The sequence below is a fragment of the Mesorhizobium sp. Mes31 genome, from assembly GCF_024519675.1.
In the GTDB taxonomy this organism is placed as follows: domain Bacteria; phylum Pseudomonadota; class Alphaproteobacteria; order Rhizobiales; family Rhizobiaceae; genus Mesorhizobium.
This window is the reverse complement of sequence record NZ_JALJRL010000029.1, coordinates 33,033-58,705: the sequence shown is the minus strand read 5'-3', so window position 1 is coordinate 58,705 and position 25,673 is coordinate 33,033. Positions and strand designations below refer to the sequence as shown.

Genomic DNA, 25,673 nt, shown 5'->3' with positions numbered 1-25,673 from the left:
GCGTCATCCGCCTCACCAGCCTGCGCAGCATCGAAATCGTCAAGCAAGACGCGCTGCAAGATATGAGCGAATGACCAACGGGTAGCGCATTGCTTCCGAACAACCCAGGATTAGAGGCCGCATATGACCACGAATAGCGCGATTACCACACGTACCGGATTTCACTTTGAGGTGCGCCGTGCGCGGCCTGAGGACGAACCGGCCCTGGCGGAGTTCTTCACCCATGTGACGCCTGACGACCTGCGATTTCGCTTTCTCGGCGGAGTGAAGGAAGTTTCGCACGAGCGGCTTGTGGCAATGACGCGGTCCGACGATGCACGGATACACAATTTTCTTGCGTTCTCGACCGACGGAATGCTGATCGCGGTCGGAACACTCGCGTGCGATGAGGCTCGTCGCCACGGAGAGGTCGCGATTTGCATCAGAGCGGATCGCAAGCATATGGGCGTCAGCTGGGAACTGCTCGCCTACATAGCCAGATATGCCGAAGGCTTGGGCCTCCATACGATCGAGTCGATCGAGAATCGCGAAAACCGTGCAGCTATCGAGCTCGAACGTGACATGGGGTTCACCGTCACGGCTTACCCCGACGATCCGACCCTGGTCCTGGTTCAACGCCAGCTGGGCAGCGGACTCCCGAACTAGCTGCCACGGCTTGCCAGTTTTCAGAGACCTGGAAATAGCGTTTGTAGCCCGCGGGTCCATTCCTCATCCGTGGGATCGCCAGCACGTCGACGCCGGATCCGGCAGTCTCATGTCATGCTTGCAATGCAGCGGACGCTGCTGAGCAAGTTGACGCGGCGATCCGGAGCGCGGTAAAGGCGAAGGCGTGAATGCCCTTTCGGTAGCAAAATGGTAGCAGCGGCCACCCTCGGCTCCTGTCGAAGCCAGAAAACCTAACGAAATCAGGCACGGAGGAATGGCCGAGCGGTTTAAGGCACCGGTCTTGAAAACCGGCGTGGGTGCAAGCTCACCGTGGGTTCGAATCCCACTTCCTCCGCCATAACAATAATGAAATCAAGGATTTAGGTCGATATCTTGGGATTATCATAACCCCTGCCCTAACCATGAAAAAGCCCGCGCCAGATCGGCAGTCAATCACGTACTCACTCGATACCGTTGGCCACACACCGAACAATCGTACCTTCGCGAGTTGGCGGGGTCGTCGTCTTCAACTGCAGTTAGGGTCGACGGCACGCCTGTGAAGTGACACATCGGGCACAGCGGGTGTCCGTCTTTTATCGGCTCGTAGTCATCCCACTGCCCGTCCGACGTCACAGCTATTTGTCCCGCGAGTTCGACCAGCGCAACGTGTGTTGGCAATGTTGAAGTCTTCATTGAAGCTTCCCTTTCCTGAAACGAGCAGTGCCATGTTGAGCACTGCCACGAATCACATGGTAGGAAGGCTTGCCGAAAAAAACGTGCCACGCATGAAAAGCCCGCAGGCACTTCCTCCGCCAGTTCATAATGTTCTCAGACGCTAATCCAGCGGGCGCGCCGTAAGCCCCGCATGGCCGCAAGGCTTTATCGCCCGAATCGGCTAAGCCTTGGGGCATGAACGAGACCTCACTTTATGCACCGGTGAAGCGGTTCCTCGAAAGCCTCGACTTCGTCGTGAAAGGCGAGATCGGCGGCTGCGACATTGTTGCGTTGCGCGAGGGCGAGCCGCCGGTCGTCGTCATCTGCGAACTGAAGCTGCAGTTCAATCTCGAACTGGTGCTGCAAGGCGTCGATCGCGCGGCGGCCTGCGACGAAGTGTGGCTGGCCGCGCGCATGTCGGTGCGGGGCAAGGGACGCGAGGGCGATGCCAGGTTTCGCAACCTCTGCCGCCGGCTTGGCTTCGGCCTGCTTGGCGTGAGCGCGAATGATCGGGTCGAGGTGCTTCTCAGCCCGATTGCGCTGTCGCCGCGCAAGAATGCGCGACGGCGCTCTCGGCTGGTCGACGAACACCAGCGCCGCCGCGGCGATCCCGTTGCGGGAGGCGGGTCGCGCAATCCGATCATGACGGCTTACCGGCAAAGCGCCCTCGCCTGTGCCGCCGCGATGGCCGACGGACCCAAACGCCCGCGTGATCTGAAGGTGCTGACGCCGATCGCGCCCAAGATCCTGCTGCACAATGTCTATGGCTGGTTCGCGCGTGTCGACCGTGGTCTCTATGACCTTACCGACGCCGGCCGCGCTTCGCTGGTTCGTTGGCCGCAATTGCCTGACGCAGCAGAGAAGACGAAAGATCTGAACGTCTTGAACGGGTGAAATACGGCGCATGTCCGGTCGGACTGTCGGCAATCACATCCCGATCATTGATTTCTGATCGGTGCGGAATGCCCCGTCATGTTGATTTTTCCGACAAAACATGCTGCTTGTCCCGCCCATGAAGAAGCTCTGCATGACTGCCTTGGCGTCTGTGACGCTGAGTTTTCCGGCCAACGCAATGGACAGTGCATTGCGCGCCGGGCTGCTGAAACTGGATCCGCAAACCCGCCTTGAACAGCGTTGTGACGCCGAGGTACTCGACCGGATCACTCACGACGATCGCAAATTCAAGGCGGATCGCGTCGTCGCCTACGCCTTCGCGACGCCCGAGATGGGCACGGATGCAATCAGGAGCCCGGGTGCCGCGTTTCGCAGCAAGGGGCAATGGTACCGGTTGAAGTTCAAGTGCCAGACGGCGCCGGACCATATGGAAGTTTTGCAACTCCGCTACCGGATCGGTGATGAGATCCCGGAAACCGATTGGGCAAAGTACAATCTCTACGATTGATTTGTTCTTGGCCGTGGCGGCTTTTCCCGGCTGTCGGAAAGTGCCGCAGATCATTGGATCCGGCCTCGGCGGAACGATGGTTAGGTGACGCCGCCATGGGCGAAAGCCTTGACGTCAAGGGACCACCAAGTTAGGGCCCGTCTGGATAATCGACGAACACTCGGCAAACAGGCAAGGGCTTCCGGTCGATGGATATTTTCAGCGCAGCCAGCCTGACGGCACTGCTCCAGGTCATCGCCATCGACCTCGTGCTTGCTGGCGACAATGCGATCGTCATTGGACTTGCCGCTGCCGGGCTGCCGGCCGAACAACGCAAGAAGGCGATCCTCATCGGCGTGCTGGCGGCAACGGTGCTGCGCATCGGTTTTGCCGCGGTGACCGTCAGGCTGCTGGCGGTCGTCGGCCTGCTGCTGGCCGGCGGTATCTTGCTGCTGTGGGTCTGCTGGAAGATGTACCGCGAGCTGCGTACGTCGCATGCCGATGAGCTGGAAGCGACCGAGGCGCTGTCGAATTCCGATCTCGACAACGACAAGGCGGTGGCTGGCAAGACCAAGCGCAAGACGCTCGGCCAGGCAGCATTGCAGATTGTCGTCGCCGACGTGTCGATGTCGCTCGACAACGTACTGGCGGTCGCCGGTGCCGCGCGCGATCATTTCCCGGTGCTGGTCATAGGCCTCGTGCTGTCGATCGCGCTGATGGGCCTGGCGGCGAGTTTCATGGCCAAGCTGCTGCACCGCCATCGCTGGATCGCCTATATCGGCCTGCTCATCATTCTCTATGTCGCGGTCGACATGGTCTATCGCGGGGTGATGGAAGTCTGGCCGCATGTGAGCAATGCGGTAAGCTGAAAAAATCTGTCCCCCGGATCGTGCGATCTGGCTTGAGGTTTCGCGCTCGATCGCCGCGCGTCTGGCCATCGATGTCTTGCACCATACCAATGCCGCAATAAGTGTGGTACTGGCGCCGCAATCCTGAAAAGTCCGGAAAACCTAATATGTCCGCTCCCCGCGTGAGTTTCGTCAGTCTTGGATGCCCGAAGGCCCTGGTGGATTCGGAGCGCATCATCACGCGCCTGCGCGCCGAAGGCTACGAGATCGCGCGCAAGCATGACGGTGCCGATCTCGTCGTCGTCAACACCTGCGGTTTCCTGGATTCCGCCCGTGACGAGTCGCTCAATGCCATCGGTTCCGCGCTTTCGGAAAACGGCAGGGTCATCGTCACCGGTTGCCTGGGCGCCGAACCGGACGTGATCCGCGAGAAGCACCCCAACGTTCTCGCCATCACCGGACCGCAGGCTTATGAGAGCGTGATGGCCGCCGTGCATGAGGCAGCTCCGCCCTCGCACGATCCCTACATCGACCTGCTGCCGCCGCAAGGCGTCAAGCTGACCCCGCGCCACTATGCTTATCTGAAGATCTCTGAAGGCTGCAACAACCGCTGCACCTTCTGCATCATTCCCGCCCTACGTGGCGATCTCGTTTCGCGCCCGGCCGCCGATGTGCTGCGCGAGGCCGAAAAACTGGCCAAGGCCGGCGTCAAGGAACTCCTCGTCATCTCGCAGGACACCAGTGCCTACGGCATCGACATCAAGTATCAGACGTCGATGTTCGGCGATCGCGAAGTGCGCGCGAAATTCCTCGATCTGTCCGAGGAATTGGGCAAGCTCGGCATCTGGGTGCGCATGCACTATGTCTACCCCTACCCGCATGTCGCCGACGTCATCCCGCTGATGGCCGAAGGCAAGATCCTTCCCTATCTCGACATCCCGTTCCAGCACGCCTCGCCGCAGGTGCTGAAGAACATGCGCCGGCCCGCGCATGGCGAAAAGACGCTCGAGCGCATTCGCGGCTGGCGCGAGGTGTGTCCGGATCTTGCCATACGCTCGACCTTCATCGTCGGCTTCCCCGGCGAAACGGACGATGATTTCGAGATGCTGCTCGACTGGCTGGATGAAGCGAAGATCGACCGCGCCGGTTGCTTCAAATACGAGCCCGTCCGTGGCGCCCGCTCCAACGACCTGGGTCTCGAACAGGTCCCGCAGGAGATCAAGGAAGCGCGCTGGCACCGCTTCATGCAGCGCCAGCAGAAGATTTCGGCGACGCAGCTGGCCAAGAAGGTCGGCAAGCGCTTGCCGGTGCTGATCGACGAGGCGCACGGCACGTCGGCAAAGGGCCGCACCAAATACGACGCGCCTGAGATCGACGGCTCGGTCCACATCCAGTCGCGCCGTCCGCTGCGCGCTGGTGATATCGTCACAGTCAAGATCGACCGCGCCGATGCCTACGATCTCTACGGATCGGCGGTCTGATTTCATTCCGTTCAAGCCGGCAAATGAAAAAGGGCGCCTTGCGGCGCCCTCTTCATTTCAATATCCGCGCCGCTTATTGCGGCAGCTTGTCGTCGACACCCTTCACATAGAAGTTCATGCCCAGCAGCGTGCCGTCGTCGGCGACCTCGCCGTCCTTCAGCCACGGCGTGCCGTCCTGCTTGGCGATCGGCCCGGTGAAGGGGTTCCAGCCGCCGGCAATCTTCTTCGAGGTTGCCTCGGCCATCGCCTTCACGTCGTCGGGCATGTTGGTGAAGGGCGCGAGCTTGACCGCGCCGTCCTTGATGCCAAGCCAGACATTGTCCGGCTTCCAGGTGCCGTCCAGCGCCGCTTGGACCCGGCTGATATAGTAGGGGCCCCATTCGTCGGTCAGCGACGTCAGCTGCGCGTTCGGCGCGAACTTGATCATGTCGGACGACTGGCCAAAGCCGTGCAACTTGCGCTCCTCGGCCACCTGCAGGGCAGCGGTCGAATCGGTGTGCTGGACGATGATGTCAGCGCCTTGGTCGAACAGCGCCTTGGCGGCATCGGCTTCCTTGCCCGGATCGAACCACGAGTTCACCCAGACGATCTTGGCCTTGAAGTTCGGGTTGATCGACTGTGCGCCGAGCATGAAGGAGTTGATACCCATCACCACTTCGGGGATCGGGAAGGAAACGATGTAGCCGGCAACACCTGCCTTCGATTCCTTGGCGGCGATCTGGCCAAGCACATAGCGGCCTTCATAGAAACGCGCATTGTAGAGGCCAAGATTGTCGCCGGACTTGTAGCCGGTCGCGTGCTCGAACATCACCTTGGGGAATTTCTTGGCGACCTTCACTTCGGCGTCCATGAAGCCGAACGAGGTGCCGAAGATCAGCTTGCAGCCTTCGCGCGCCAGACGCTCGAAGGCGCGGTCGGCATCGGGCCCCTCGGACACGTTTTCCAGATAGGCGGTCTCGACCTTGTCGCCGAGCGCCTTCTCGACCTCGAGCCGGCCCTGGTCGTGTTGGTAGGAATAGCCGAAGTCGCCGATCGGGCCGGTATAGACCCAGCAGGCTTTCAATTTGTCGGCTGCCTCCGCGGACGCCGCCAGCGAAAACGCCGCTGTCGTGGTCATCAGGGCAATAAGCAGTTTTTTCATTGTGTTACCTCTCTGTGTTAAGCCTTGGAGCTTCCCGTTTTTTTGTTGTCAACGATCCGGAACGAATGGCTGCCCCAAGGAAGCCGGCGTGTTCATCATCGTCAGACGCTTGTTGCGCGAGATTAGAACGAGAACCACGATGGTTGCCAGATAGGGCAGAGAAGAAAGCATCTGCGATGGCACTGGAATGCCAAAAGCCTGTGCATGAAGCTGGCCGATCCACACCGCGCCGAAGATATAGGCGCCGGCCAGCACGCGCCACGGCCGCCATGACGCGAACACCACCAGCGCCAGCGCGATCCAGCCACGGCCGGCGGTCATGTTCTCGACCCATTGCGGCGTGTAGACGAGCGACAGATGGCCACCGGCGAGGCCGGCGCAGGCGCCGCCGAATATGACCGAGAGATACCTGTAGCGGATGACCTTGATACCGAGTGCATGCGCCGATGCGTGGCTATCGCCGATCGAGCGCAGCGTCAGCCCGGTACGCGTCTTGAACAGGAACCACATGACGGCCGCCGTCAGCGCGATCGAGATGTAGAAGATCGGGTCCTGGCCGAACAACAGCCTGCCGATCACGGGAAGAGAGGTCAGGCCGGGAATGTCGAGATTGGGCAGTCTTTCGCCCGGCTGACCGACGAAGCTCGTCCCCATCATCCCGGAAAGGCCAAGACCGAGCAGCGTGAGCGACAGGCCGGTCGCCACCTGGTTGGTGGCCAGCGACAGCGTCATGACGGCAAACAGCAGCGAGAACAGCGCCCCCATGGCGATCGCCGCCAAAAGGCCGATCCACGGCGATCCGGTCAGATAGCCGGCGCCGAAGCCGCCGACCGCGCCCATGATCATCATGCCCTCGACACCGAGATTGAGCACGCCGGAGCGCTCGACCACCAGTTCGCCGATCGCGGCGATCAGCAACGGCGTTGCCGCCGTGGCGATGGTCAAAAGGATGTTGACGGTGATGTCCATCAGCGGGCTTCCTTCAACTTTGGCGCGGCTTCGAGTTTGGCCGCGCCGTCCGGTTTCGTCAGCGCCAGGCCGATCACACGGATGCGGTAGTGGATGAGCGTGTCGCAGCCGAGCACGAAGAACAGCAGCATGCCCTGGAACACCCGCGCCACCTTGTCGGAAATGCCGAGCGCGCTTTGCACGGCTTCGCCACCGAGATAGGTCAGCGCCAGCACCAGGCCGGCGGCGACGATGCCGAGCGGGTTGAGCCGGCCAAGGAAGGCCACGATGATGGCGGTGAAGCCATAGCCGGGAGAAATCACCGGCTGCAGTTGGCCGATGGCGCCGGAGACTTCCGAGATGCCGGCAAGACCGGCCAGTGCACCCGACAGCAGGAAGGCAAAGAACACCATGCGGTTGAGACCGAAGCCCGCAAAGCGCCCTGCCCGCGGGCTCGACCCCAGAACGCGCACCTCGAAGCCCTTCAGCATGCGGCTCATCAGGATCCAGATCAGCACCGCGGCGATCAGGGCGAAGACGAAGCCCCAGTTTGCCCGCCCGGCGTCCGGCATCAGCTCCGGCAATACGGCCGAGTCGCCGAACTGGATCGTCTGCGGGAAACCATGGCCCTGCGGATCGCGCCATGGCCCGCGCACCAGCCAGTCGAGGAAGAGCTGGGCGACATAGACCAGCATCAGGCTGGTCAGGATCTCGTTGGTGCCGAAGCGCGTCTTGAGAAGGGCCGGGATCGCCGCATAGGCCGCGCCGCCGACCATGCCGAGCAAAAGCATCAGCGGCAACACCAGCGGGCCTTCGAACTGCGGAAACAGCACCGGAATGGCCGAGCCGAAGATGGCGCCGAAGATGAACTGGCCCTCGGCGCCGATATTCCAGATGTTGGCCTTGTAGCAGACCGACAGGCCGACAGCGATCAGGATCAGCGGCGCCGCCTTGATCGCCAGCTCATGCAGTTGCCAGACCTGGCTGACCGGTTCGATGAAATAGATCCGGAACGCGGTCAACGGGTTGACGCCGAGCAGCGCGAACATGATGGCGCCGGCGATGATGGTCAGCACGAAGGCCATGAACGGCGACAGTGCCGAAAACAGCGCCGAGCGCTGCGGACGTTTGACGAGTTCGAGGCGCATCATGCCGTCTCCAGCGTGTGTTCGGCGTGCCCGGGTTCGGCGCCGCCCATCAGCAAGCCGACTTTCTCGAAGGTCGCTTCGGCGATCGGCATGGGCTTGGACAGCTCGCCATTGTGCATGACCGCGATGGCATCCGATATCTCGAACAGTTCGTCGAGATCCTGGCTGATCACCAGCACCGCCGATCCGCTGCGCGACAGCTCGATCAAGGCCTGTCGGATGCGGGCGGCGGCACCGGCGTCGACGCCCCAGGTCGGCTGGTTCACCACCATGACGCTGGGCCGGCGGTCGAGTTCGCGGCCGACGATGAATTTCTGCAGATTACCGCCCGAAAGTGCCGCAGCTTCCGGATCCGGGGCGCTCTTGCGCACGTCCATCGCCGCGATGATGCGTTGGGACGCGGCGTAGATAGCGCCGCTCTTCACCATCCCGCCGGTGCCGACAAAGGCCTTGCCGTCGGTGGCATGGCGCGACAACAACAGGTTTTCCGAGAGCTTCATGCGTGGCGCCGCACCGTGGCCGAGGCGTTCTTCGGGGACGAAAGCGGCGCCCAGCAAACGCCGTCCGGTGATGGTGAGGCCACCGGCGTCCTTGCCGCGAATGCGTACGGACGCGGCATCCTGCTGCAACACCTCGCCCGAGACGGATTCGAAGAACTCGCCCTGGCCGTTGCCGGCGACGCCTGCGATGCCGATCACCTCGCCGGCGCGGACATTCAGGCTGATGTTCCTGAGCGGGATAGAGAACGGCGTTGCCGGTTTGCGGGTGAGGCCCCGGATTTCGAGCAGCGGCTGCGCCGTCTCGATCCCCTCGACCGGCGCACGCACCACGGCTTGCACTTCGTTGCCGACCATCATGCGGGCCAGCGAGGCCGCTGTTTCCTCGCGTGGATTGCAATGGCCGACCACCTTGCCATGCCGCAGCACGGTTGCGCGGTCGCAGATGCGTTTGACCTCTTCGAGCCGGTGCGAAATGTAGAGGATCGATTTGCCTTCCGAGCGTAGCCGCTCCAGCGTCTCGAACAGCTTGTCGGCTTCCTGCGGCGTCAGCACCGAGGTCGGCTCGTCGAGGATGATGAGCTGCGGCGTCTGCAGCAGGCAGCGGATGATCTCGATGCGCTGACGCTCGCCGACCGACAGGTCGCCGACCATCGATTCAGGATCGAGCGGCAGGCCATAGCTGTAGGAAAGCGCCCTCGCCTTGGCCGCGATGCTGCTGATCGGCGAACCATCATCCAGCGACAGGGCGATGTTCTCCGCCGCGGTCAGCGCCTCGAACAGCGAGAAATGCTGGAACACCATGCCGATGCCGAGCTTTTTCGCCACGCCGGGGCTGGTGATCCTGACCGCCTGGCCGTTCCAGAAAATCTCCCCGGAATTGGGCTCCAGGGATCCGAACAGCATCTTGACCAGCGTCGATTTGCCGGCGCCGTTCTCGCCGAGCAAAGCGTGGATTTCACCCCTTGCGATGTCGAGATCGATATGATCGCACGCCGTCAGCGTGCCGAATATCTTGGTAAGGCCACGAACCTCGAGCAAGTTCGTGCCATCCTGATTTGCACTCACAGTGCCTCCCATCTGGTTAGCCAGATATGTTCTGTGTTCCCGCAAGCATGGTAGGCGCGGCCGGCTCCCATCGGAAAGCGGCACGCGTCTTGAAAGAGCTTCAAGAATTTCAGCGGAAATTCAAGGGATAGCAAGCCGGAAGGGACTAAGGGATGAGAATGGTGGTCCCGGTTGTCCTGCGGCCTTCGAGATCGGAATGCGCCTTGCCGGCATCCTTCAGCGCGTAGCGCTGGTTGATCTTGATCTTCACCGCGCCGCTGAGCACGACCTCGAACAAGGCTGCGGCGGAGGCTTCGAGGGCCTCACGTTTTGCATTGTAGACGAACAGCGTTGGCCTTGTGGCGAACAAGGAGCCCTTCTGGGCCAGCAATGACATGCTGAATGGCGGGATCGGCCCCGAGGACTGGCCGAAGCTGACGAACATGCCGAGCGGCTTCAGGCAGTCCAGCGACGCCGGAAACGTGTCGTTGCCGACCGAATCGTAGACGACATCGCATTTTCCGCCGCCTGTGATGGCGGCGACGCCGGCGACGAAATCCTGCTCCTTGTAGTTGATGACATGGTCGAAGCCATGCGCCTTGGCGAGTTCGATCTTGTCGGTCGAACTGGCCGTGCCGATAACAGTCGCACCGAGATGTTTCGCCCATTGGCCGAGGATCAAGCCGACGCCGCCGGCCGCGGCGTGAAACAGGATGGCGTCGCCTGCCTTCACCTTGAAGGTGCGGCGCAGCAGGTACTCGGCCGTCATGCCTTTCAGCATCATCGCGGCCGCCTGTTCGTCGCTGATGCCGTCCGGAACCCTGACGACGCGGCTGGCATCGATAACCCGCTCTTGCGCATAAGCGCCTGTCGTCACGGCATAGGCGATCCGGTCGCCTGGCTTCAGCCAGTCGACGCCCTGGCCGACTTCCAGCACCACGCCGGCGGCTTCACTGCCGGGGACAAGCGGAAAACCGCCAGGCGGCGGATAGAGGCCCGAACGATGATAGACATCAATGAAATTGAGGCCGATCGCCGTGTGCCTGATCAGGATCTGCTCGGATCCCGGCCGGCCGGGATTGGCATCCTCATAGGTCAGGACTTCCGGACCACCATTGGCGTGGATACGGATCGCTTTGGACATGGACTAAGCTTCCTCTGGCTGATCAGGCCTTTTTGGCACCGAGATTTGGAAAGAACTGCATGATGCCGCCGATACAGGCAAGGTAGAGTCCGGTAATGGTGATGCCGATCTTGGTGAAGGTGCTGACCTGCTCGCCCAGCACGCCGATTTGATCGTAGAAAGCGGCGAGTGCCGCTTGCGCCAGAGCAAGCGCGCCGAAGGCGCACCACAAAAGGGTCATCGAAAGATTGATGCGCCGCAGCCGCACCACCCGAACCGGATGGATGAAGTTGATCGGCACGAAAGTCAAAATGCCGGCCACCACCACCACCGCGAACGAGACCCACGGTCCCGGCTCAATGACAAACAGTGTGAACACCACCATGTTCCAGACCACGGGGAATCCCTTGAAGAAGTTCTCCTTCGTCTTCATGCCGGTGTCGGCATAATAGATGGCGCTGGAGACGACGATGATCGCAGCCGACAGGAATGACAGACCCTCGCCCATGAAGCCGCGCTGATAGAGTGCGAAGGCCGGGATCAGGACGTAAGTCACGTAGTCGATGATGTTGTCGAGGAGTTCGCCCGACCATGTCGGCAGGATTTCCTTCACCTCGAGCTTTCTGGCGATCGGCCCATCGATACCATCGACGAACAGCGCCAGCCCGAGCCACCAGAACATCGCCGTCCAGCGCTCTTCGCTCGCCGCCACCAGCGACAGGAAAGCCAGGAACGAGCCCGACGCCGTGAGCAGATGGACGGAAAAAGCCCTCGCCTGCGGCCAGGTAACTTTCTTCTTCGGCCGCGGAATCCGGTCGGTGATCTTCTTGGCGGCTTTCCTGGCCGTTGTGTTTTTGCTCACGGGCCCCGCCAATCCAGCTTGCAGATTTCGGCCGAACGGCCAGCGAAATTCCAGTTGCGGCCGAAAGCTCGCATCTTGCTCTTGTCGGACCTCGCCACGATGATCTCCGGCGCGATCCAGTATTCCGAATTGCTGATCACCGTATCCTTGTCGCGGTCCTTGCCGGGAATGGGCGTCACCGCCCCGTCGATGATTTTCGGTATCTGGAAGATGCGCGTCTTGTCGCGCGTCTCATAGGTGATCGGGACCTGCTCGACGCCGAGGAATTTGCCGACAAGGATGGAGAGCAACGAGGTGGTGCCGCCCGCCTTGCCGGTGAAAATCCTTGTCAGCGCCTTCACCGCGTAGACAGAGGCGCGCTTGTCGATGAACAGGCCGGCGGTCCAGTTGCCGCGGCTCATGTAGCCGGGGATTTCCATGACCAGCCCGAGATTGAGACCAGACAGGTCGACGTCGCCGAAATGGCCGGCATCGATGCGAAACCCCGCCCAGGTCTGGCAATAGCCTTCGGTTGGCGGATGATTGCCGAGAGACAGCACGCAAGGACAGAAAACCGTGCAATTGCAGGAGAGTACGAGCTCTCCCTTCATCGCCCAGCCCTGATCTGCCATCGAAATTTCCCCCACTATAGTGAGACTACTAGCAGGGCGACTGCCCAGACAAGCAGTATCGCACCGGCCAGCCGGGTTGGAACCCTGCTCGCTGTTTGTTTTTCGATCAGGGTGAACAACCCGATCAAGGCCATCCAGAAGACGTTCATCACGCCGACGGCGAACATCACCAGCATCATTGCCCAGCAGCAGCCGAGGCACCATATGCCTTGCGCGAGGCCAAGCCGGAAGATGCGGGCGGGCCTCGCGCCCCAGTTCGAAAACAGGATCGAGAACGGGTTTCGGCATTTTTTCAGGCAGGCTTCCTTCAGGCCGCTGAACTGGTAGAGGCCGGCAATCAGCAGGGCGAGCGCGCCTGGAATCCCGATGGCCGGGTCAAGCAGCCCATCGGACGAGGCGAATGCGTGGCTGGCAAAGGTCAGCGCCGCGAACATCGCCGAGGCGGCGAGCCAGACGCTGAGGTAACCGGCGACCAGCACCAGCGGATGGACGACCGGTTCGCCCTTGATTCGTGCCGTATCGGCGATCTCGCAATAGGTGCGGATCATCGGTGCGGCGGACGGCAGCATCGTCGCGATCGCCATCAGGAACCACATCGCAACGAGCGCGCCGGCCTGCAGGCCGACACTTCCGTCCAGCGGCGCCGGCGAGAGGCAAAGCGCGAAGAACCGTTCCAGGAAGGCCGGCAGTGGCAGTCGCGGCAGGTTTTGCAGGACAGTGTCACCAGGAGCGCCGCCCCCTGCAACCCGACCTTCAGCGCCGCGGATTGCCGTCGCCGCAAAGAACAGCCAGGCAAGCAGGATACCGGCGCCAATGACCACATTGACCGTGACACGAGGGCTGCGCGCGATGTTCGCCATGGCGCGGCCCGCGCGGTCGAGATGGCTGAAGTCTTCTTGCTGGCCGGTCATGACATTCGAATGAGCCGAATCGCCGCGTTGATCAAGCGACATGATCTGACCTATATGCTCATCGACTGGCAGTCAGGTGGACCGCCTCGCATTGCAAGCCGGAAGCCGATCTTGGAGCATCAGGGAACTGCGCGGATATTGGTTGCTGGCACGGGGCCGGCAGGACTGATCGCGGCGCTCGGTTTCGCCGGTGCCGGTTTCCCGGTGACGCTCGTCGGGCCCGAGGCTTCTGCTCCCGATAGCCGCACGACGGCCCTGATGAATCCTGCCTTGAAAGTGCTCGAGCGGCTGGGCGTTCTCGAAGACATCAGACCCAAGGCTGCGGCCTTGAAAGTGATGCGCATCGTGGATGCGACCAGCCGGCTGATCCGGAGTCCGGTCGTCACCTTCCGCGCCAGCGAGATCGACGAGGAACAGTTCGGGTTGAACTTGCCCAACAGTGCCCTCATTCCGACGCTCGCCGGCGCGGCAGCAGCGCATGCCGGCATCGAGTGGCGAAGGTCGATGGTGGCGAGCTGGCATCTCGATGCCGAGCACGCCGGTGCCATTCTGACCGACGGCACCAGGGTGGACGCATCGCTGGCGGTCGCCGCCGATGGACGGTTGTCGCCGGCTCGCCAGGCGGCCGGCATCTCGACCTCGGCTCGCTCCTACCCGCAGGCAGCGCTTGTCCTCAATTTCCGTCACACTGGCGACCATGCCAACACCTCGACCGAATTCCACACCGAGACCGGGCCGTTCACGCAGGTTCCCCTGCCCGGCAATCGCTCGAGCCTCGTCTGGGTGGTGAAACCGGAGACCGCGACAGAACTTGCCGCATTGGACGATGCAACGCTTTCGCTACGGGTCGAACAACAGATGCAGTCGATGCTGGGCCGGGTGACGGTCGAGCCGGGCCGCCAGATCTATCCGCTTTCGGCGGTGACTCCGTTGCGCTTCGCGCGAGACCGGATAGCGCTGGTCGGCGAAGCCGCCCACGTGTTTCCACCTATCGGCGCACAGGGCCTCAATCTCGGCATCAGGGATATCGAAGATCTTATTGGGATTGCTTGTGAAAATCGTCGCGATCCGGGTTCCCCGACGGCGCTTGCGGCCTACGACTTTAAGCGCCGCCCCGATATTCTTGCACGCAGCAGCGCGGTCAACCTGCTCAACATGTCGCTCCTCTCCGACATGCTGCCGGCCCAGATTGCCCGCGTTGCCGGGCTCGGCGTGCTCGGCGGCTTCGCACCGCTTCGCGCCTTCTTCATGCGCGAGGGACTTCGTCCCGGCAGCGGCTTCGCGGCGCTCGCGGGCGGCCTGCGAAGGCCGGTGCGCCGGTAACGACCTTCCGGACATTCTTGCCGATCTGCGCCATCGACGATCGTCGATATCGCCCTCATGCAGCGGATCCGTGCCCCGCGTCCAGCGGTGCTTGACGGCGCGTCAAGCACAGCAGGATTGAATTGACACGCGGTCTGCGCCAAATAAAGCTAAGGAATTCAGTGGTGAGTACGATGAAAACAGCCAAATTCGCAATCGGGCAAGTGGTTCGCCACCGGCTGTTTCCGTTCAGGGGCATCATTTTCGACGTCGATCCGCAGTTCGCCAACACCGACGAATGGTACGAAGCCATCCCCGCCGATGTGCGGCCGCGCAAGGATCAACCTTTCTACCACCTGCTCGCCGAGAATTCGGAAACCGAATACATCGCCTATGTGTCCGAGCAGAATCTGCTCGAGGACCAGTCGGGTGAGCCGGTCAGGCACCCGCAGATCAAGGAGATGTTCGACAAGAGGCCCGACGGGCGCTACGAGCCCAAACGGCAGTCCAGACACTGATTGCCCCGGAATTGCCGGTATGGTCAGGAACGAAAAAAGCGGGGCATGACCCCGCTTTTTCCTTGGCTTGAGAACGACCCGATGACGGGTGATCAGTTGGCGGTCTTCGCCTTGTCCTGCTCTTCCTTGAGCTTCTTGGCGAAGTCCTGATTGTTCTTGGCGACGAAGTCCTGCAGCTTCTTTTGGCGGTCCTCGATGTCCGACTGCTGCAGCGGCGGGCCGTCATAGGCGCCGCTGAAGCCCTGCAGGGCAATCTTGATCGGATTGGGCTGGTTCTGGAAATTGACCGAGGTCAGCGTGATCGCCTGGCCCTTCTTGAACGAGGCGACGAGCTGGTCGGTCAACGGCACTTCCGCCACGCAACGATCCGGGAAGCAGATCACATAGTCGAGCTTCTGCGCCTTGCCGGTATCGATCTGCAGGCCGATGCCGGGAGGCACCAGACGACCGGTCGGCACCGTCACCTGGAACACCTTGCGGTTCACCTTGCCCTTCAATTCGATCAGGCTGACGCCGGTGATCAATTGGCCGTTGCCGGCGGTGGTGATGTTCTGAACGTTGCAGATGTCGACATCTTCCTGCTTGGTGCAAGCCTTGAACCAGCCTTGCGGAATCTGCTGTTGCTGCTGTGCGGAAGCAGCGGGAAGCCCTGCGCCTAGAAAGCCGATCACGCCAGCGGCCATGACCGACAGGCGGTACGCGTTGCTGTTCAGGCTCGTCATGTCGTGCACTTCCTCTCAAATGATCCCGGGACCGGCTTCTTCGCGCCGTGTGGTCCAGCTACCTGTTGCCGAAATGAGGCAACAGAATGACTTCGGTCGGCGTGTTACACTGCAAGTGATGCCGAATCCAGCCCGCCACTTGTAATTCTTGACCACGCCATTGGCCGGCATGCCGCTGCCTCATGCTAGGGTGCGCACCGAATCATCAAGCCGACCCAGTAAGGAGACGGTCATGGGCCGCGTTCTTGTTTGGCTGATCACCGCGATATCGTTTCTCGCCCTTTCGCATCAGCCGGCGGTGTCGGAGCCGAAGCACGCGATCGCCATGCAGGGCGAACCGGCGCTGCCGCCCGACTACACGCATTTCGACTACGTCAATTCCGACGCGCCGAAGGGTGGCAGCATCACCTATTGCGTCGTCGGCAGCTTCGACAACCTCAACCCCTTCATCCTCAAGAGCCTGCGCACGACGGCGCGCGGCATGATGGACACGATCTTCGGCAATCTGGTTTTCGAGCCGTTGATGCAGCGTAGTGCCGACGAGGCTTTTACCATCTACGGGCTGCTGGCAGACACCGCCGACATGGACCCTGAGCGCAAGAGCATCGAATTCCATCTCAACCCGAAGGCCAAATGGTCGGACGGTCAGCCGGTGACGCCCGAGGATGTGCTGTTCAGCTATGACGTCTATACGGAGAAGGGCCGCCCCCCCTATAGCGACCGCATGGCCAGGGTCGCCAAGCTCGAAAAGACCGGCGACCACAGTGTGCGGTTCACCTTCAATGACAAGGCAGATCGCGAATTTCCGCTGATCATCGCGCTGACGCCGATCATTCCCAAGCATGCTTTCGACAAGGAAACCTTCGACAAGACCACGCTGAAGCCGCTGATCGGCAGTGGCCCCTACACCATAGCGCAGGTCCAGCCCGGCCAACGCATCGTCTTCAAGCGCAATCCTGACTACTGGGGCAAGGACGTTCCGGCCAAGCGCGGTTTCGACAATTACGACCAGATCACCATCGAGTACTTCCTCAACGCCAATGCCAAGCTGGAAGCGTTCAAGAAAGGCCTTTGCGCCATCGACGACGACAGCGACCCGGTGAAGCGCGAGCGCGATCTGGATTTCCCGGCCTTCCACAAGGGCGAAGTGATTGCCGAGACCTTCGACACCGGCATTCCGCCTGTGGTGACCGGCTTCCTGTTCAACACCCGGCTGCAGAAGTTCTCCAACCCCGTCGTGCGGCGCGCGCTCGGCATGCTCTACGACTTCGAATGGGCCAACAAGAACCTGTTCGGCGGCAAATACACACGCACGATGAGCTATTGGCAGAATTCGGAGCTTTCCGCGCTCGGCCATCCGGCCGACGACAGGGAGAAAGCACTGCTGGCGCCCTACCCCGGTCGCGTGCCGGCCGATGTCATGGACGGCACTTACCGGCCGCCGGTCACTGACGGTTCAGGCCAGGATCGAAAGGTGCTGAAGGCTGCCTTCGACCTGCTGAAAAGCGTCGGTTACCACGTGCAGGAAGGGACAATGCTCGATCCCGAGGGCAAACCCTTCGGCTTCGAGATCCTGACTGCCTCGCAGGACGAGGAGCGTCTTGCCGGCATCTACCAGCGCACGCTGGAAAAGATCGGCATCAATGTCAGCATTCGCAGCCTCGATGGCGATCAGATCCAGTCGCGCAAGCAGCGGTTCGATTTCGAGGTACTGGTCGGCTCGAGCGGCTTCAACAATTCGCTGTCGCCCGGCATCGAACAGACCGGACGCTGGAGTTCGGCCGCGGCCAGGGCGGAGGGCTCGTTCAATCTCGCCGGCGTTGCCGATCCGGCGGTGGACGCGGCGATCGAGGCGATGCTGCACGCCCGCTCGAAGGAAGACTATGTCGCTGCCGTTCGCGTTCTCGACCGGCTGCTGATCTCAGGCAACTACATGGTGCCGATGCAGCACAACACGCAGCAATGGATCGCCTATTGGAACTACTTGGAACATCCGCAGAAGACGCCCATATTCGGCTATCAACTGCCGACCTGGTGGCGCAAGGCGAACTGAAGATCAGGAGATCGAGATGAGCGTACTCAACTCCATCACCGTCGATGTGGTGTCCGATGTCGTTTGCCCCTGGTGTTTCATCGGTCAGAAGCGGCTCGACAAGGCGATAGCCGCTGTCGGCGGTGAAGTGCATGTTCGATGGCGGCCGTTCCAGCTCGATCCGACCATTCCGCCGCAAGGCAAGGATCGCCGCGAATACATGCTGGCCAAGTTCGGAAGCGACGAGCGCATCCGCGAGATTCATGCCCGCATCGAGCCGCTGGGCGAAGCCGAAGGCATTTCCTTCGCCTTCGGGGCCATCAAGGTGGCGGCGAACACGCTGGATGCGCACCGGCTGATCCGCTGGGCCGGAGCTGTTGGCGAGGATGTCCAGAACCGGCTGGTGCGCCGCCTGTTCCAGCTGAATTTCGAGGAAGGCGCCAATATCGGCGACCATGCGGTGCTGGCCGAAGCCGCGCGCGAGGCTGGCATGGACGCATCCGTGGTCGCCACACTCTTGCCTACCGACGCCGATGTCGAGGCGGTTCGCACCGAGATCGCCACCGCGTCGCGCATGGGAATATCGGGCGTGCCGTGCTTCCTGCTCGAAGGCAAATACGCGGTCATGGGTGCGCAGGATGTCGACACGCTGGCCGACGCCATTGGCCAGGTTGCGGCGGCGAAGGCGCGCGGCGAATTGGAAAGAGCCGGCTGAGGCACGATCTCGGCAACGCTGGCTATTGCGCCATCACCTTTGCCTTGCCAACGAAGAAGCCGTGACCCGTAGCTGCCGGTGCAGCTCAGCCCTTGGTCGACGGCTGGCAAGTGAATGGACCCTGCAGCAGTCGAGTAGTCGAGCTGGTCGGCGTCGCTGCAGCAGCCCTCCTCGCCCGGGTTCTTGATCGGCGTGGCTGGCCTTTAGGTCCAAGAATTGCGGATACGCAGCTCGGTTCCACCTGCAAATTGAGACGTTGTCATTGGCAAATACGACGTGCCGCGGGGCCGTTACCGGGCATTTTTTGCGGCTCCGCCAAGGACGAAGAAAGCAAGCCTGTCGGAATCACGAACGATATTTTCGGGCGTTCAGGTCAGTCCGCGGTAAGAAAATCCATCTCTCCGCACGATTTTCGAGTTCACAAAACCGTGTGAAAGGCTTCCCCAAGGGAAGCTTCGACGAAGGCGTGCCTGCGTCGATCAAGAGTTTGAAATCAATGGCGATATCCTGATTTTTACTGACGGTATCGGTGGCGTTCCGGCCATGCGATCTGTTGCGTCCTGGCAACGCCCGCTGGGAGTAATCCGTTCGGCCAAGTTTAAAAATTAATGGAAAATGATCAATTGGTGTTACCATCCGTAACAAAACAAAAAAGGTTTGGGCGGGATCGTGATTCGGATCGGCAAACGATCGCAAGAGTCAGCACCGGATGAACTACACCGCGACGCCGCGAGGCGGTCGCTTCTGACGCCGGTGTCGTCGATGCGCAGCTTCTGGGGCCTGATGCGGGCCTACTGGGTCTCGGATCGCTGGAAAGAAGCCTGGACGCTTACATTGGTCATCGCGCTGCTCACGGCGCTGTCCAGCAAGGCCGGTGTCTGGTTCGCCGAAGCGTCCGGAGAACTCGTAAACTCGATCGCCTTCTTCCATGACGCCGCCAACACCACGCCGCTTCGCACCCTGCTGGTCAATGCCGGCATCCTCGTTCTCTTGGTCGTGCTCAAGGACGCCGGCTTTACCGGCATCCGCAATCTTGTCTCGGCGACGTTGCACCGCAAATGGCGCGGCTGGCTGGACAGCCGCTTCAACGAAGCGCTGCTGGACACCAATCATACGCATTTCCATGCCCAGCACGCGTCGACCGGCACGGGCGCGCCCGCTCCCGACAACATCGATCAGCGCGTCCAGGAATCCATCAAGGACATGACCGGCGGCGCCATCGGCCTCGCCATGGGCGTTCTGGGGGTTGCCACCTCGCTCTATTTTGTCGGCCAGAAGCTGCTCGAAACCTCTGTCGAGGTGAAGGGGCTGGAGTTCCTCGGCAGCTATGGCAGTGCCGTCCTGGCCTTCCTGGCGGTTGCCACCTATGTGCCGCTGAACACCTGGATAGCGGTCAAGCTCGGTGGCCTGCTCGAGCGTCTCAACATCAGGATGCAGCAGGCTGAAGGCAGCTATCGCGGTGAGCTGACGACGTTCCTGCGCCGCAGTTTCCATGTCGCCGCCTCTCAGGGCGAAGGCGTGCAGAAGACCATGCATGGCAAGCTCTATGTCGACATCGACGGCACCTGGACGCGGCTGAACATCGTCAACACCGTCTACATGTCGTTCGAGCTGATCTACAATTTTATCGGCGCCCGCATTGTCGCCTATGGGCCTGGCCTCGTGCCGTTCATCCACAACGGTCTCGACCTCAAGGGCTACATTACCGGCTCCGAACTGGTCAATGCGCTGATCGGCCAATGTTCGTGGTTCATCCATGTCATGCCAGCCATTGCCACGCTGCGGGCCAACAGCCAGCGCGTGACCGAACTGGCGGTGGCGATCGAGAATGTCCAGCATCCACAGGAGTTCTACAGCCAGACCGGTCGCTCCGAATTCCGTTACGCGAGCCAGAACCCGGTTTTCGGCCTGACCATCCAGAAGCTCGAGCTGGCGCATCAGGGCGAAGACGCCACGCCGTTCCTTAGTGCCGCCAATCTGCGCTTCCGGCGCGGCGAATGGACGTTCCTGAAAGGCGAATCCGGTTGCGGCAAGACTTCGCTGATCAAGGCGATCAACGGACTGTGGCCCTATGGCCATGGCACCATCGTTTTCCCCGAGGGAGTGAAGAGTTTCTATGCCGCCCAGGAGGTCAAGCTGCAGCAAGTGTCGCTGAAGCAGTTGGTCTGCCTGCCGGGTTCCGAACATGACCATGGCGACGCGCAGGTCGCCTCGGCATTGCACAAGGCCGGTCTCGGCGATTTCATCGAGCATATGGCCGACAACAGCCGTGAAGGCAAAAGCTGGGATCAGGTTCTGTCGGGTGGCCAGAAACAGAAGCTGGTGGTGGCTCGCATCGTGCTGCAGCAGCCGGGGCTGCTGTTCCTGGATGAGGCCACCGGCGCACTCGACCCGCACGGCAAGGTTGCCTTCCACCAGGCGATCAAGGACAACTGCCCCGATGTTACGGTGATCAGCGTCATGCACGAGGCGGTGGCGCCGCGATCGATGACCGGCAGCGAATTCTATCACAGCATCGTCGCGATCGCCGACGGTGTCGCCACCAAGAAGCCTTTGGTTCCGACCCTGCCCGTCGAACTCACCACCATTCTCGCGCAGCCGAGGCCGGTCGAGGACAAATGGCTGCGTTTCTCGCGCCGGCTGAAGCAGAAATAATGAGGCTGTGAAGCGAGCCGGCCGCGTCATGCGGCGGCCGGTGATCACAGTCTCGCGATCCTGCTCGCTCGCCGGCATTTTCCCTTCTCAACACGATTGACTCGGCAAGGCGCATCCCTATGTTGCGCCGGCTTGCAGACATTCAAACGCGAACCCGCAAGCGGAAAGGTCACCGCGCCATGCCTGGCGACAGTCACAGTCGAACGCAACCGCCGTCCGCCTAGACGTGACCTTGAATGGTTCATGCCTTGCCGGACGGCAAGGAGTGAACCATGAACGAATTTACCCCGATAGCGAGCGACGATGCCGTCGCAATTGCTCGTATCCTGGCCAATGATCACGTCGCCGACATTGTCGAGGCGCTGAACAGGGAGCCGCGAGAAACCGCGACGGAGCTGCTCTGTGAAGTGCAGTTCGAGCGTCTGGTCGATATCTTCGACCAGCCGGAACTTGCTGGTGCGTCCGAACTCATGGAGACGCTGCCGCGTGCCAGGGCTGGCAAGCTGCTCACCGCCATGTCGGTCGACCGCGCCGCCGACATCCTGCGCGATCTCGATGAGCCGGCGCGCTCCGAACTGCTCGGAGCCCTGGCGCCGCCGCTGCGCGCGACACTGCTTTCCATTCTTGGCTATCCCGAAGGCAGCGCCGCGTCGATCATGACGACGGAGTTTGTCAGCGTTCCCTCGGACTGGACCATTGGCCGCACGCTCGACCATATCCGCAAGGTCGAGCGGACACGCGAAACCGTCTACGCGATCTATATCGTTGACCCGCAGACGCATCTCCTGGTGCGGTCGACCGGTCTGCGTCGGCTCATCACCGGCGAGCCGGACGATCTGATCATGACGGTGGCGCCGGACCGCGTGCCGGTGACGGTTTCACCGCTTACCGACAGCGAGAAAGTCGCTCAACTCATTTCCAAATACGATTTGCTCGCCGTCCCGGTCGTCGACCATGGCAAGATCCTGGGCATCGTCACCATCGACGACATCATCGACACGATGATCGAGGAGACGACGGAAGACGTGCATCGATTCGGCGGCATGGAGGCTCTCGACGAGCCGTATATGAAGATGAGTTTTCTCGCCATGATCAGGAAGCGGGGCGGCTGGCTGTGTGCGCTCTTCCTCAGCGAGATGCTCACGGCAAACGCCATGCAGAGCTACGAGGGCGAGCTGCAAAAGGCGATCGTGCTGACGCTGTTCATCCCGCTGATCATGAGCTCCGGCGGCAATTCCGGCTCACAGGCGACGTCGCTCGTCATCCGGGCGCTGGCCCTGCGCGAGATCGGTCTTGGCGACTGGTGGCGGGTGGCGTTGCGCGAGTTGCCCACTGGCGTCGTGCTGGGCGCCATGCTGGGCGTGGTCGGTATCGGCCGCATCGCGCTTTGGCAATATATGGGCTTCTACGACTATGGGCCGCACTGGCCGCTGGTCGCCATGACGGTGGGCGCGGCACTGGTCGGCATCGTCACCTTCGGCTCGCTGTCAGGGTCGATGCTGCCCTTTGCCTTGAAACGCATCGGCTTCGATCCGGCCAGCGCATCGGCCCCGTTCGTCGCCACGTTGGTCGATGTCACCGGGCTGGTGATTTATTTCTCGGTGGCGCTGGTGATCCTGCGCGGCACGCTGCTCTAACTGGCAGCGTCAATTGTCTCCGCCGCCGGCAGATGGCCGGCGGTGGGTTCCGCCCTTCCCGTCCTAGGCTTGCCTGCCATAGACCGCGTCGCGGAGTGCATCGGGGAAGGCGCCCACCATGCCGGCGATCGCCGTGTTTGTCAGCGCCACCACCGTCAGGTCCAATGTCGGATCCACGAACCAGGAATGCCCGTAGACGCCACCCCAGCGCCAGGTGCCTGCGGCCTGAGGCGTCGACGCGGCCAGCGGGTCGCGCAGGATGCCGAACCCAAGACCCCAACCCCAGCCGGGCATGGTGGTTTCCAGGCCCGATATCGCGTCCGTGGTCATTGCCTCCGCCGTCTCGGGCCTGATAACGGGTCCGCCCCCGGAGCGCAGCGCCTCGAGAAGCTTGAGGACATCGCCGGCTGTGCCGTTCATGCCGGTGCCGCCTGAGGCGAAGGATTCGGGGTCGAAGACGCGCCCGGGCGAGAATGAGATGGCGCCGTCGCCGAAGGGGACGCGATGATGCTCGCCCATCGCGATGGCCTTGCCAGGTCCATCGGCGTAAGGCGTCACCAGCCGCGATCGATCGCATACGACAAAGGCCGCGTCGTGCATGCCGAGTGGCTGGACGACCAGGCGGTCGATCAGCTCCGGCAGGGAGGCTCCGGCGGCTCTCGCCATGGCCTCGCCCAGCACGTCCATCGCCACCGAATAGCTCCAGCCTGTCCCCGGCACGTAGGACAGCGGCACCGAGGCGATGCGTCTGAGGTTCTCGGCCATGGAAAGGCCGGGCTGGTCGAGACCGTCGGAGATCCCGGCGCGATGATAGGGCCCGTCGGACGTCTGGCGGAAACCGTAGGACAGGCCCGCGGTGTGCGTCAGCAACTGTCGGATGGTCATGACGGGCTCGCTGCCGTCCGCCAGCCTCGGCCGGAATTCAGGGATGAACTTCGCCACGGGATCATCGAGGCCGATCACGCCTGCTTCGACAAGAGCAAGAGCCGCGGTCGCGACGACGGGCTTGGTCACCGACGCGAGCCGGAAGATCGCGTCCGCCGTGATCGGTTTTTTCGACTCGCGGTCGGCAAGGCCGGCGGCGCGGCTGTAGAGGATTTCACCCCGTCGGGCGACGAGGATCATGGCGCCGACAATGCGCTCCTCCTCGATGGCCCTGTCGACAACTTGATCGACGCGTCCGCCAAAGTCACGGTCAAGCGGCGCGGAACCGATGGGTGCGGTCATTGATTGCCCCTTGACGACGAGCGAGCTGGCGACAGGCGAAAGGTCAGACGCGCTGGCCATCCTTCACGCGGTAGGTCGGTTTGTACATGGTGACGAGTTCTTCCGCCGCCGTCGGATGCACCGCCATCGTGCGGTCGAAATCGTCCTTGGTCAGGCCGGCTTTCAGCGGAATGCCGAGAAGCTGCGCCATCTCGCCGGCATCTGGTCCCAGGATGTGGGCGCCGAGCACCTTCTTCGACGCGCCGTCGACCACCAGCTTCATCAGCATCTTCTCGTCGCGCCCGGACAGCGTGTTTCGCATCGGCCGGAATGTGGCGCGGTAGATTTCGATGTCGGAGAAGCTTTTGACGGCATCATCCTCCGACAGACCGACCGTGCCGATCTCGGGCTGCGAAAAGACGGCGGTCGCGATCGTCTCATGGTCGGGCGCGGTCGGATTTCCCTTGAAGGCGGTTTCGATGAAACACATCGCCTCATGGATCGCCACCGGCGTCAACTGAACGCGATTGGTGACGTCGCCGATCGCCCAGATGTTGTCGATGTTGGTGCGGGAGTATTTGTCGACGGCGATGGCACCGGTCTTGGTCATCTCCAGCCCGATGCCTTCAAGGCCCATGTTCTCGGTGTTGGGAATGCGGCCGATGGCGAGCATGACCTGGTCGACCGTCAGCACCTTGCCGCCCGTGACCACTGCGTCGAGCCGGCCGTCAGGACGCTTGCGGATCCATTCGGACACGGAATGACAAAGGATCTTTATCCCCTTCTTTTCCATCGTCTCATGCAGCATGCGCCGCAGATCCATGTCGAAGCGGCTGAGAATCTCCTTGCCCCGGTAGACCAGCGTGGTGTCGACGCCGAGGCCATGGAAGATGTTGGCGAACTCGACGGCGATATAGCCGCCGCCTTCGATCATGATCGCTCTTGGCAGTTGCTTGAGGTCGAACGCTTCGTTGGAAAAGATGCAAAGTTCATGGCCGGGCAACGCCGGATGCGCGGCCGGACGGCCGCCGGTGGCGATCAGGATCTGGTCGGCGGTGACGGTGCGATCATCGCCCAGAAGATGCACGACATGCGGATCGACGATCATGGCGCGCGAATGGAACGTCTCGCCGCCGGCGCCTTGTACATTCTTCTCGTAGATCGCCTCCAGCCGGCTGATCTCGCGATCCTTGTTGGCGACCAGTGTCTGCCAGTCGAAACTGGCTTCCGGCACCGTCCAGCCGTAGCCCGCGGCATCGGCGAAATGCTCGGGAAATTGCGATGCATAGACATAGAGTTTTTTCGGCACGCAGCCGCGAATGACGCAGGTGCCGCCATAGCGGAATTCTTCGGCGATGCCGACGCGCTTGCCGAGCGCGGCGGCGACGCGCGCCGCCCTCACCCCACCCGAACCGCCGCCGATGACGAAAAGATCGTAGTCGTAACCGGCCATGACGCGGGCTCCTCGAGCTTTGGAAAATCCAGAGACAGGTAGGCTGCAAACCATCAAAAGAAAAGCCCGGACAAGC

At 61.9% G+C, this 25,673-nt stretch carries 23 protein-coding genes and 1 tRNA gene; 12 read left to right on the top strand and 12 right to left on the bottom strand.

Features of this window, described 5'->3' with window-relative positions; translation table 11 throughout:
- The first annotated feature begins 123 nt into the window (after positions 1-123).
- From NR193_RS31115 to rimO, 6 genes are all read left to right on the top strand, one after another.
- Complete coding sequence (locus tag NR193_RS31115) at positions 124-645, top strand: GNAT family N-acetyltransferase (RefSeq protein ID WP_256754492.1); 522 nt, start codon at positions 124-126, stop codon at positions 643-645.
- Between the two features lie 268 nt (positions 646-913).
- Positions 914-1,003 (top strand) — tRNA-Ser (locus NR193_RS31110).
- Between the two features lie 551 nt (positions 1,004-1,554).
- On the top strand, positions 1,555-2,253 hold the full coding sequence (locus tag NR193_RS31105; RefSeq protein ID WP_256754491.1) for a DUF2161 domain-containing phosphodiesterase: 699 nt from the start codon (positions 1,555-1,557) through the stop codon (positions 2,251-2,253).
- 100 nt (positions 2,254-2,353) lie between these two features.
- Positions 2,354-2,761 (top strand): DUF930 domain-containing protein, encoded by a 408-nt coding sequence (locus tag NR193_RS31100; RefSeq protein WP_256754490.1) that lies wholly within the window; start codon positions 2,354-2,356, stop codon positions 2,759-2,761.
- Between the two features lie 188 nt (positions 2,762-2,949).
- Positions 2,950-3,609 (top strand): TerC family protein, encoded by a 660-nt coding sequence (locus tag NR193_RS31095; protein WP_256754489.1) that lies wholly within the window; start codon positions 2,950-2,952, stop codon positions 3,607-3,609.
- 146 nt (positions 3,610-3,755) lie between these two features.
- On the top strand, positions 3,756-5,069 hold the full coding sequence (gene rimO / locus NR193_RS31090) for a 30S ribosomal protein S12 methylthiotransferase RimO (RefSeq protein ID WP_256754488.1): 1,314 nt from the start codon (positions 3,756-3,758) through the stop codon (positions 5,067-5,069).
- 73 nt (positions 5,070-5,142) lie between these two features.
- On the opposite strand, the gene NR193_RS31085 is transcribed toward rimO, so the two are convergent.
- The 8 genes from NR193_RS31085 to NR193_RS31050 form a co-directional block, all read right to left on the bottom strand.
- Complete coding sequence (locus tag NR193_RS31085) at positions 5,143-6,210, bottom strand: BMP family ABC transporter substrate-binding protein (protein WP_256754487.1); 1,068 nt, start codon at positions 6,208-6,210, stop codon at positions 5,143-5,145.
- Positions 6,211-6,258: 48 nt separating this feature from the next.
- Entirely contained in the window at positions 6,259-7,179 is a 921-nt protein-coding gene (locus NR193_RS31080) for an ABC transporter permease (RefSeq protein ID WP_091585761.1), read from the bottom strand.
- Positions 7,179-8,309 carry an ABC transporter permease gene (locus NR193_RS31075; protein ID WP_256754486.1) on the bottom strand — a complete coding sequence of 377 codons (1,131 nt, stop codon included), beginning with the start codon at positions 8,307-8,309 and terminating at the stop codon, positions 7,179-7,181. The genes NR193_RS31080 and NR193_RS31075 overlap by 1 nt, the downstream gene beginning before the upstream one ends.
- The gene (locus tag NR193_RS31070; RefSeq protein ID WP_256754485.1) at positions 8,306-9,883 is read right to left on the bottom strand and encodes an ABC transporter ATP-binding protein; all 1,578 of its coding nucleotides are present in this window, start codon (positions 9,881-9,883) and stop codon (positions 8,306-8,308) included. The genes NR193_RS31075 and NR193_RS31070 overlap by 4 nt, the downstream gene beginning before the upstream one ends.
- A gap of 133 nt (positions 9,884-10,016) precedes the next feature.
- Positions 10,017-10,994, bottom strand: coding sequence for a quinone oxidoreductase (locus tag NR193_RS31065; RefSeq protein WP_256754484.1), 978 nt, complete (start codon positions 10,992-10,994; stop codon positions 10,017-10,019).
- Between the two features lie 22 nt (positions 10,995-11,016).
- The gene (gene pcsA / locus NR193_RS31060) at positions 11,017-11,835 is read right to left on the bottom strand and encodes a phosphatidylcholine synthase (RefSeq protein ID WP_309145406.1); all 819 of its coding nucleotides are present in this window, start codon (positions 11,833-11,835) and stop codon (positions 11,017-11,019) included.
- Positions 11,832-12,446, bottom strand: a complete 615-nt coding sequence (locus NR193_RS31055; protein WP_256754482.1) for a DUF1326 domain-containing protein — start codon at positions 12,444-12,446, stop codon at positions 11,832-11,834. The genes pcsA and NR193_RS31055 overlap by 4 nt, the downstream gene beginning before the upstream one ends.
- Before the next feature lie 14 nt (positions 12,447-12,460).
- Positions 12,461-13,357: a DUF2182 domain-containing protein gene (locus NR193_RS31050; protein ID WP_256754481.1), complete on the bottom strand. Its 897-nt coding sequence runs from the start codon at positions 13,355-13,357 to the stop codon at positions 12,461-12,463.
- A gap of 111 nt (positions 13,358-13,468) precedes the next feature.
- Here NR193_RS31050 and NR193_RS31045 point away from each other — a divergent pair, with 111 nt between their 5' ends.
- Both NR193_RS31045 and hspQ read left to right on the top strand, forming a co-directional pair.
- Positions 13,469-14,680 carry a UbiH/UbiF family hydroxylase gene (locus NR193_RS31045; RefSeq protein ID WP_256754495.1) on the top strand — a complete coding sequence of 404 codons (1,212 nt, stop codon included), beginning with the start codon at positions 13,469-13,471 and terminating at the stop codon, positions 14,678-14,680.
- A gap of 173 nt (positions 14,681-14,853) precedes the next feature.
- Positions 14,854-15,177, top strand: coding sequence for a heat shock protein HspQ (hspQ, locus tag NR193_RS31040; protein ID WP_167392389.1), 324 nt, complete (start codon positions 14,854-14,856; stop codon positions 15,175-15,177).
- A 92-nt stretch (positions 15,178-15,269) separates the two neighbouring features.
- On the opposite strand, the gene NR193_RS31035 is transcribed toward hspQ, so the two are convergent.
- Entirely contained in the window at positions 15,270-15,899 is a 630-nt protein-coding gene (locus tag NR193_RS31035) for an invasion associated locus B family protein (RefSeq protein WP_091585775.1), read from the bottom strand.
- Positions 15,900-16,131: 232 nt separating this feature from the next.
- Here NR193_RS31035 and NR193_RS31030 point away from each other — a divergent pair, with 232 nt between their 5' ends.
- Both NR193_RS31030 and NR193_RS31025 read left to right on the top strand, forming a co-directional pair.
- Complete coding sequence (locus NR193_RS31030; RefSeq protein ID WP_256754480.1) at positions 16,132-17,952, top strand: extracellular solute-binding protein; 1,821 nt, start codon at positions 16,132-16,134, stop codon at positions 17,950-17,952.
- 16 nt (positions 17,953-17,968) lie between these two features.
- On the top strand, positions 17,969-18,646 hold the full coding sequence (locus tag NR193_RS31025; RefSeq protein WP_256754479.1) for a DsbA family oxidoreductase: 678 nt from the start codon (positions 17,969-17,971) through the stop codon (positions 18,644-18,646).
- 345 nt (positions 18,647-18,991) lie between these two features.
- Here the strand turns inward: NR193_RS31025 and NR193_RS31020 are convergent, their stop codons facing one another.
- Positions 18,992-19,342 (bottom strand): hypothetical protein, encoded by a 351-nt coding sequence (locus tag NR193_RS31020; protein ID WP_256754478.1) that lies wholly within the window; start codon positions 19,340-19,342, stop codon positions 18,992-18,994.
- Positions 19,343-19,408: 66 nt separating this feature from the next.
- Here NR193_RS31020 and NR193_RS31015 point away from each other — a divergent pair, with 66 nt between their 5' ends.
- Entirely contained in the window at positions 19,409-21,301 is a 1,893-nt protein-coding gene (locus NR193_RS31015; protein ID WP_256754477.1) for an ABC transporter ATP-binding protein/permease, read from the top strand.
- Positions 21,302-21,573: 272 nt separating this feature from the next.
- The gene (gene mgtE, locus NR193_RS31010) at positions 21,574-22,938 is read left to right on the top strand and encodes a magnesium transporter (RefSeq protein ID WP_256754476.1); all 1,365 of its coding nucleotides are present in this window, start codon (positions 21,574-21,576) and stop codon (positions 22,936-22,938) included.
- A gap of 63 nt (positions 22,939-23,001) precedes the next feature.
- Here the strand turns inward: mgtE and NR193_RS31005 are convergent, their stop codons facing one another.
- Complete coding sequence (locus NR193_RS31005) at positions 23,002-24,165, bottom strand: serine hydrolase (protein WP_256754475.1); 1,164 nt, start codon at positions 24,163-24,165, stop codon at positions 23,002-23,004.
- A gap of 43 nt (positions 24,166-24,208) precedes the next feature.
- Positions 24,209-25,597 (bottom strand): glutathione-disulfide reductase, encoded by a 1,389-nt coding sequence (gene gor / locus NR193_RS31000; RefSeq protein ID WP_256754474.1) that lies wholly within the window; start codon positions 25,595-25,597, stop codon positions 24,209-24,211.
- Between the last annotated feature and the right edge of the window lie 76 nt (positions 25,598-25,673).

Coding starts and splice junctions, on each gene's coding strand:
- NR193_RS31115 (WP_256754492.1), top strand. CDS start 124: ATGACCACGAATAGCGCGATTACCACACGTACCGGATTTCACTTTGAG.
- NR193_RS31105 (WP_256754491.1), top strand. CDS start 1,555: ATGAACGAGACCTCACTTTATGCACCGGTGAAGCGGTTCCTCGAAAGC.
- NR193_RS31100 (WP_256754490.1), top strand. CDS start 2,354: ATGCTGCTTGTCCCGCCCATGAAGAAGCTCTGCATGACTGCCTTGGCG.
- NR193_RS31095 (WP_256754489.1), top strand. CDS start 2,950: ATGGATATTTTCAGCGCAGCCAGCCTGACGGCACTGCTCCAGGTCATC.
- rimO (WP_256754488.1), top strand. CDS start 3,756: ATGTCCGCTCCCCGCGTGAGTTTCGTCAGTCTTGGATGCCCGAAGGCC.
- NR193_RS31085 (WP_256754487.1), bottom strand. CDS start 6,210: ATGAAAAAACTGCTTATTGCCCTGATGACCACGACAGCGGCGTTTTCG.
- NR193_RS31080 (WP_091585761.1), bottom strand. CDS start 7,179: ATGGACATCACCGTCAACATCCTTTTGACCATCGCCACGGCGGCAACG.
- NR193_RS31075 (WP_256754486.1), bottom strand. CDS start 8,309: ATGATGCGCCTCGAACTCGTCAAACGTCCGCAGCGCTCGGCGCTGTTT.
- NR193_RS31070 (WP_256754485.1), bottom strand. CDS start 9,883: ATGGGAGGCACTGTGAGTGCAAATCAGGATGGCACGAACTTGCTCGAG.
- NR193_RS31065 (WP_256754484.1), bottom strand. CDS start 10,994: ATGTCCAAAGCGATCCGTATCCACGCCAATGGTGGTCCGGAAGTCCTG.
- NR193_RS31055 (WP_256754482.1), bottom strand. CDS start 12,446: ATGGCAGATCAGGGCTGGGCGATGAAGGGAGAGCTCGTACTCTCCTGC.
- NR193_RS31050 (WP_256754481.1), bottom strand. CDS start 13,357: ATGACCGGCCAGCAAGAAGACTTCAGCCATCTCGACCGCGCGGGCCGC.
- hspQ (WP_167392389.1), top strand. CDS start 14,854: ATGAAAACAGCCAAATTCGCAATCGGGCAAGTGGTTCGCCACCGGCTG.
- NR193_RS31035 (WP_091585775.1), bottom strand. CDS start 15,899: ATGACGAGCCTGAACAGCAACGCGTACCGCCTGTCGGTCATGGCCGCT.
- NR193_RS31030 (WP_256754480.1), top strand. CDS start 16,132: ATGGGCCGCGTTCTTGTTTGGCTGATCACCGCGATATCGTTTCTCGCC.
- NR193_RS31025 (WP_256754479.1), top strand. CDS start 17,969: ATGAGCGTACTCAACTCCATCACCGTCGATGTGGTGTCCGATGTCGTT.
- NR193_RS31015 (WP_256754477.1), top strand. CDS start 19,409: ATGCGCAGCTTCTGGGGCCTGATGCGGGCCTACTGGGTCTCGGATCGC.
- mgtE (WP_256754476.1), top strand. CDS start 21,574: ATGAACGAATTTACCCCGATAGCGAGCGACGATGCCGTCGCAATTGCT.
- NR193_RS31005 (WP_256754475.1), bottom strand. CDS start 24,165: ATGACCGCACCCATCGGTTCCGCGCCGCTTGACCGTGACTTTGGCGGA.
- gor (WP_256754474.1), bottom strand. CDS start 25,597: ATGGCCGGTTACGACTACGATCTTTTCGTCATCGGCGGCGGTTCGGGT.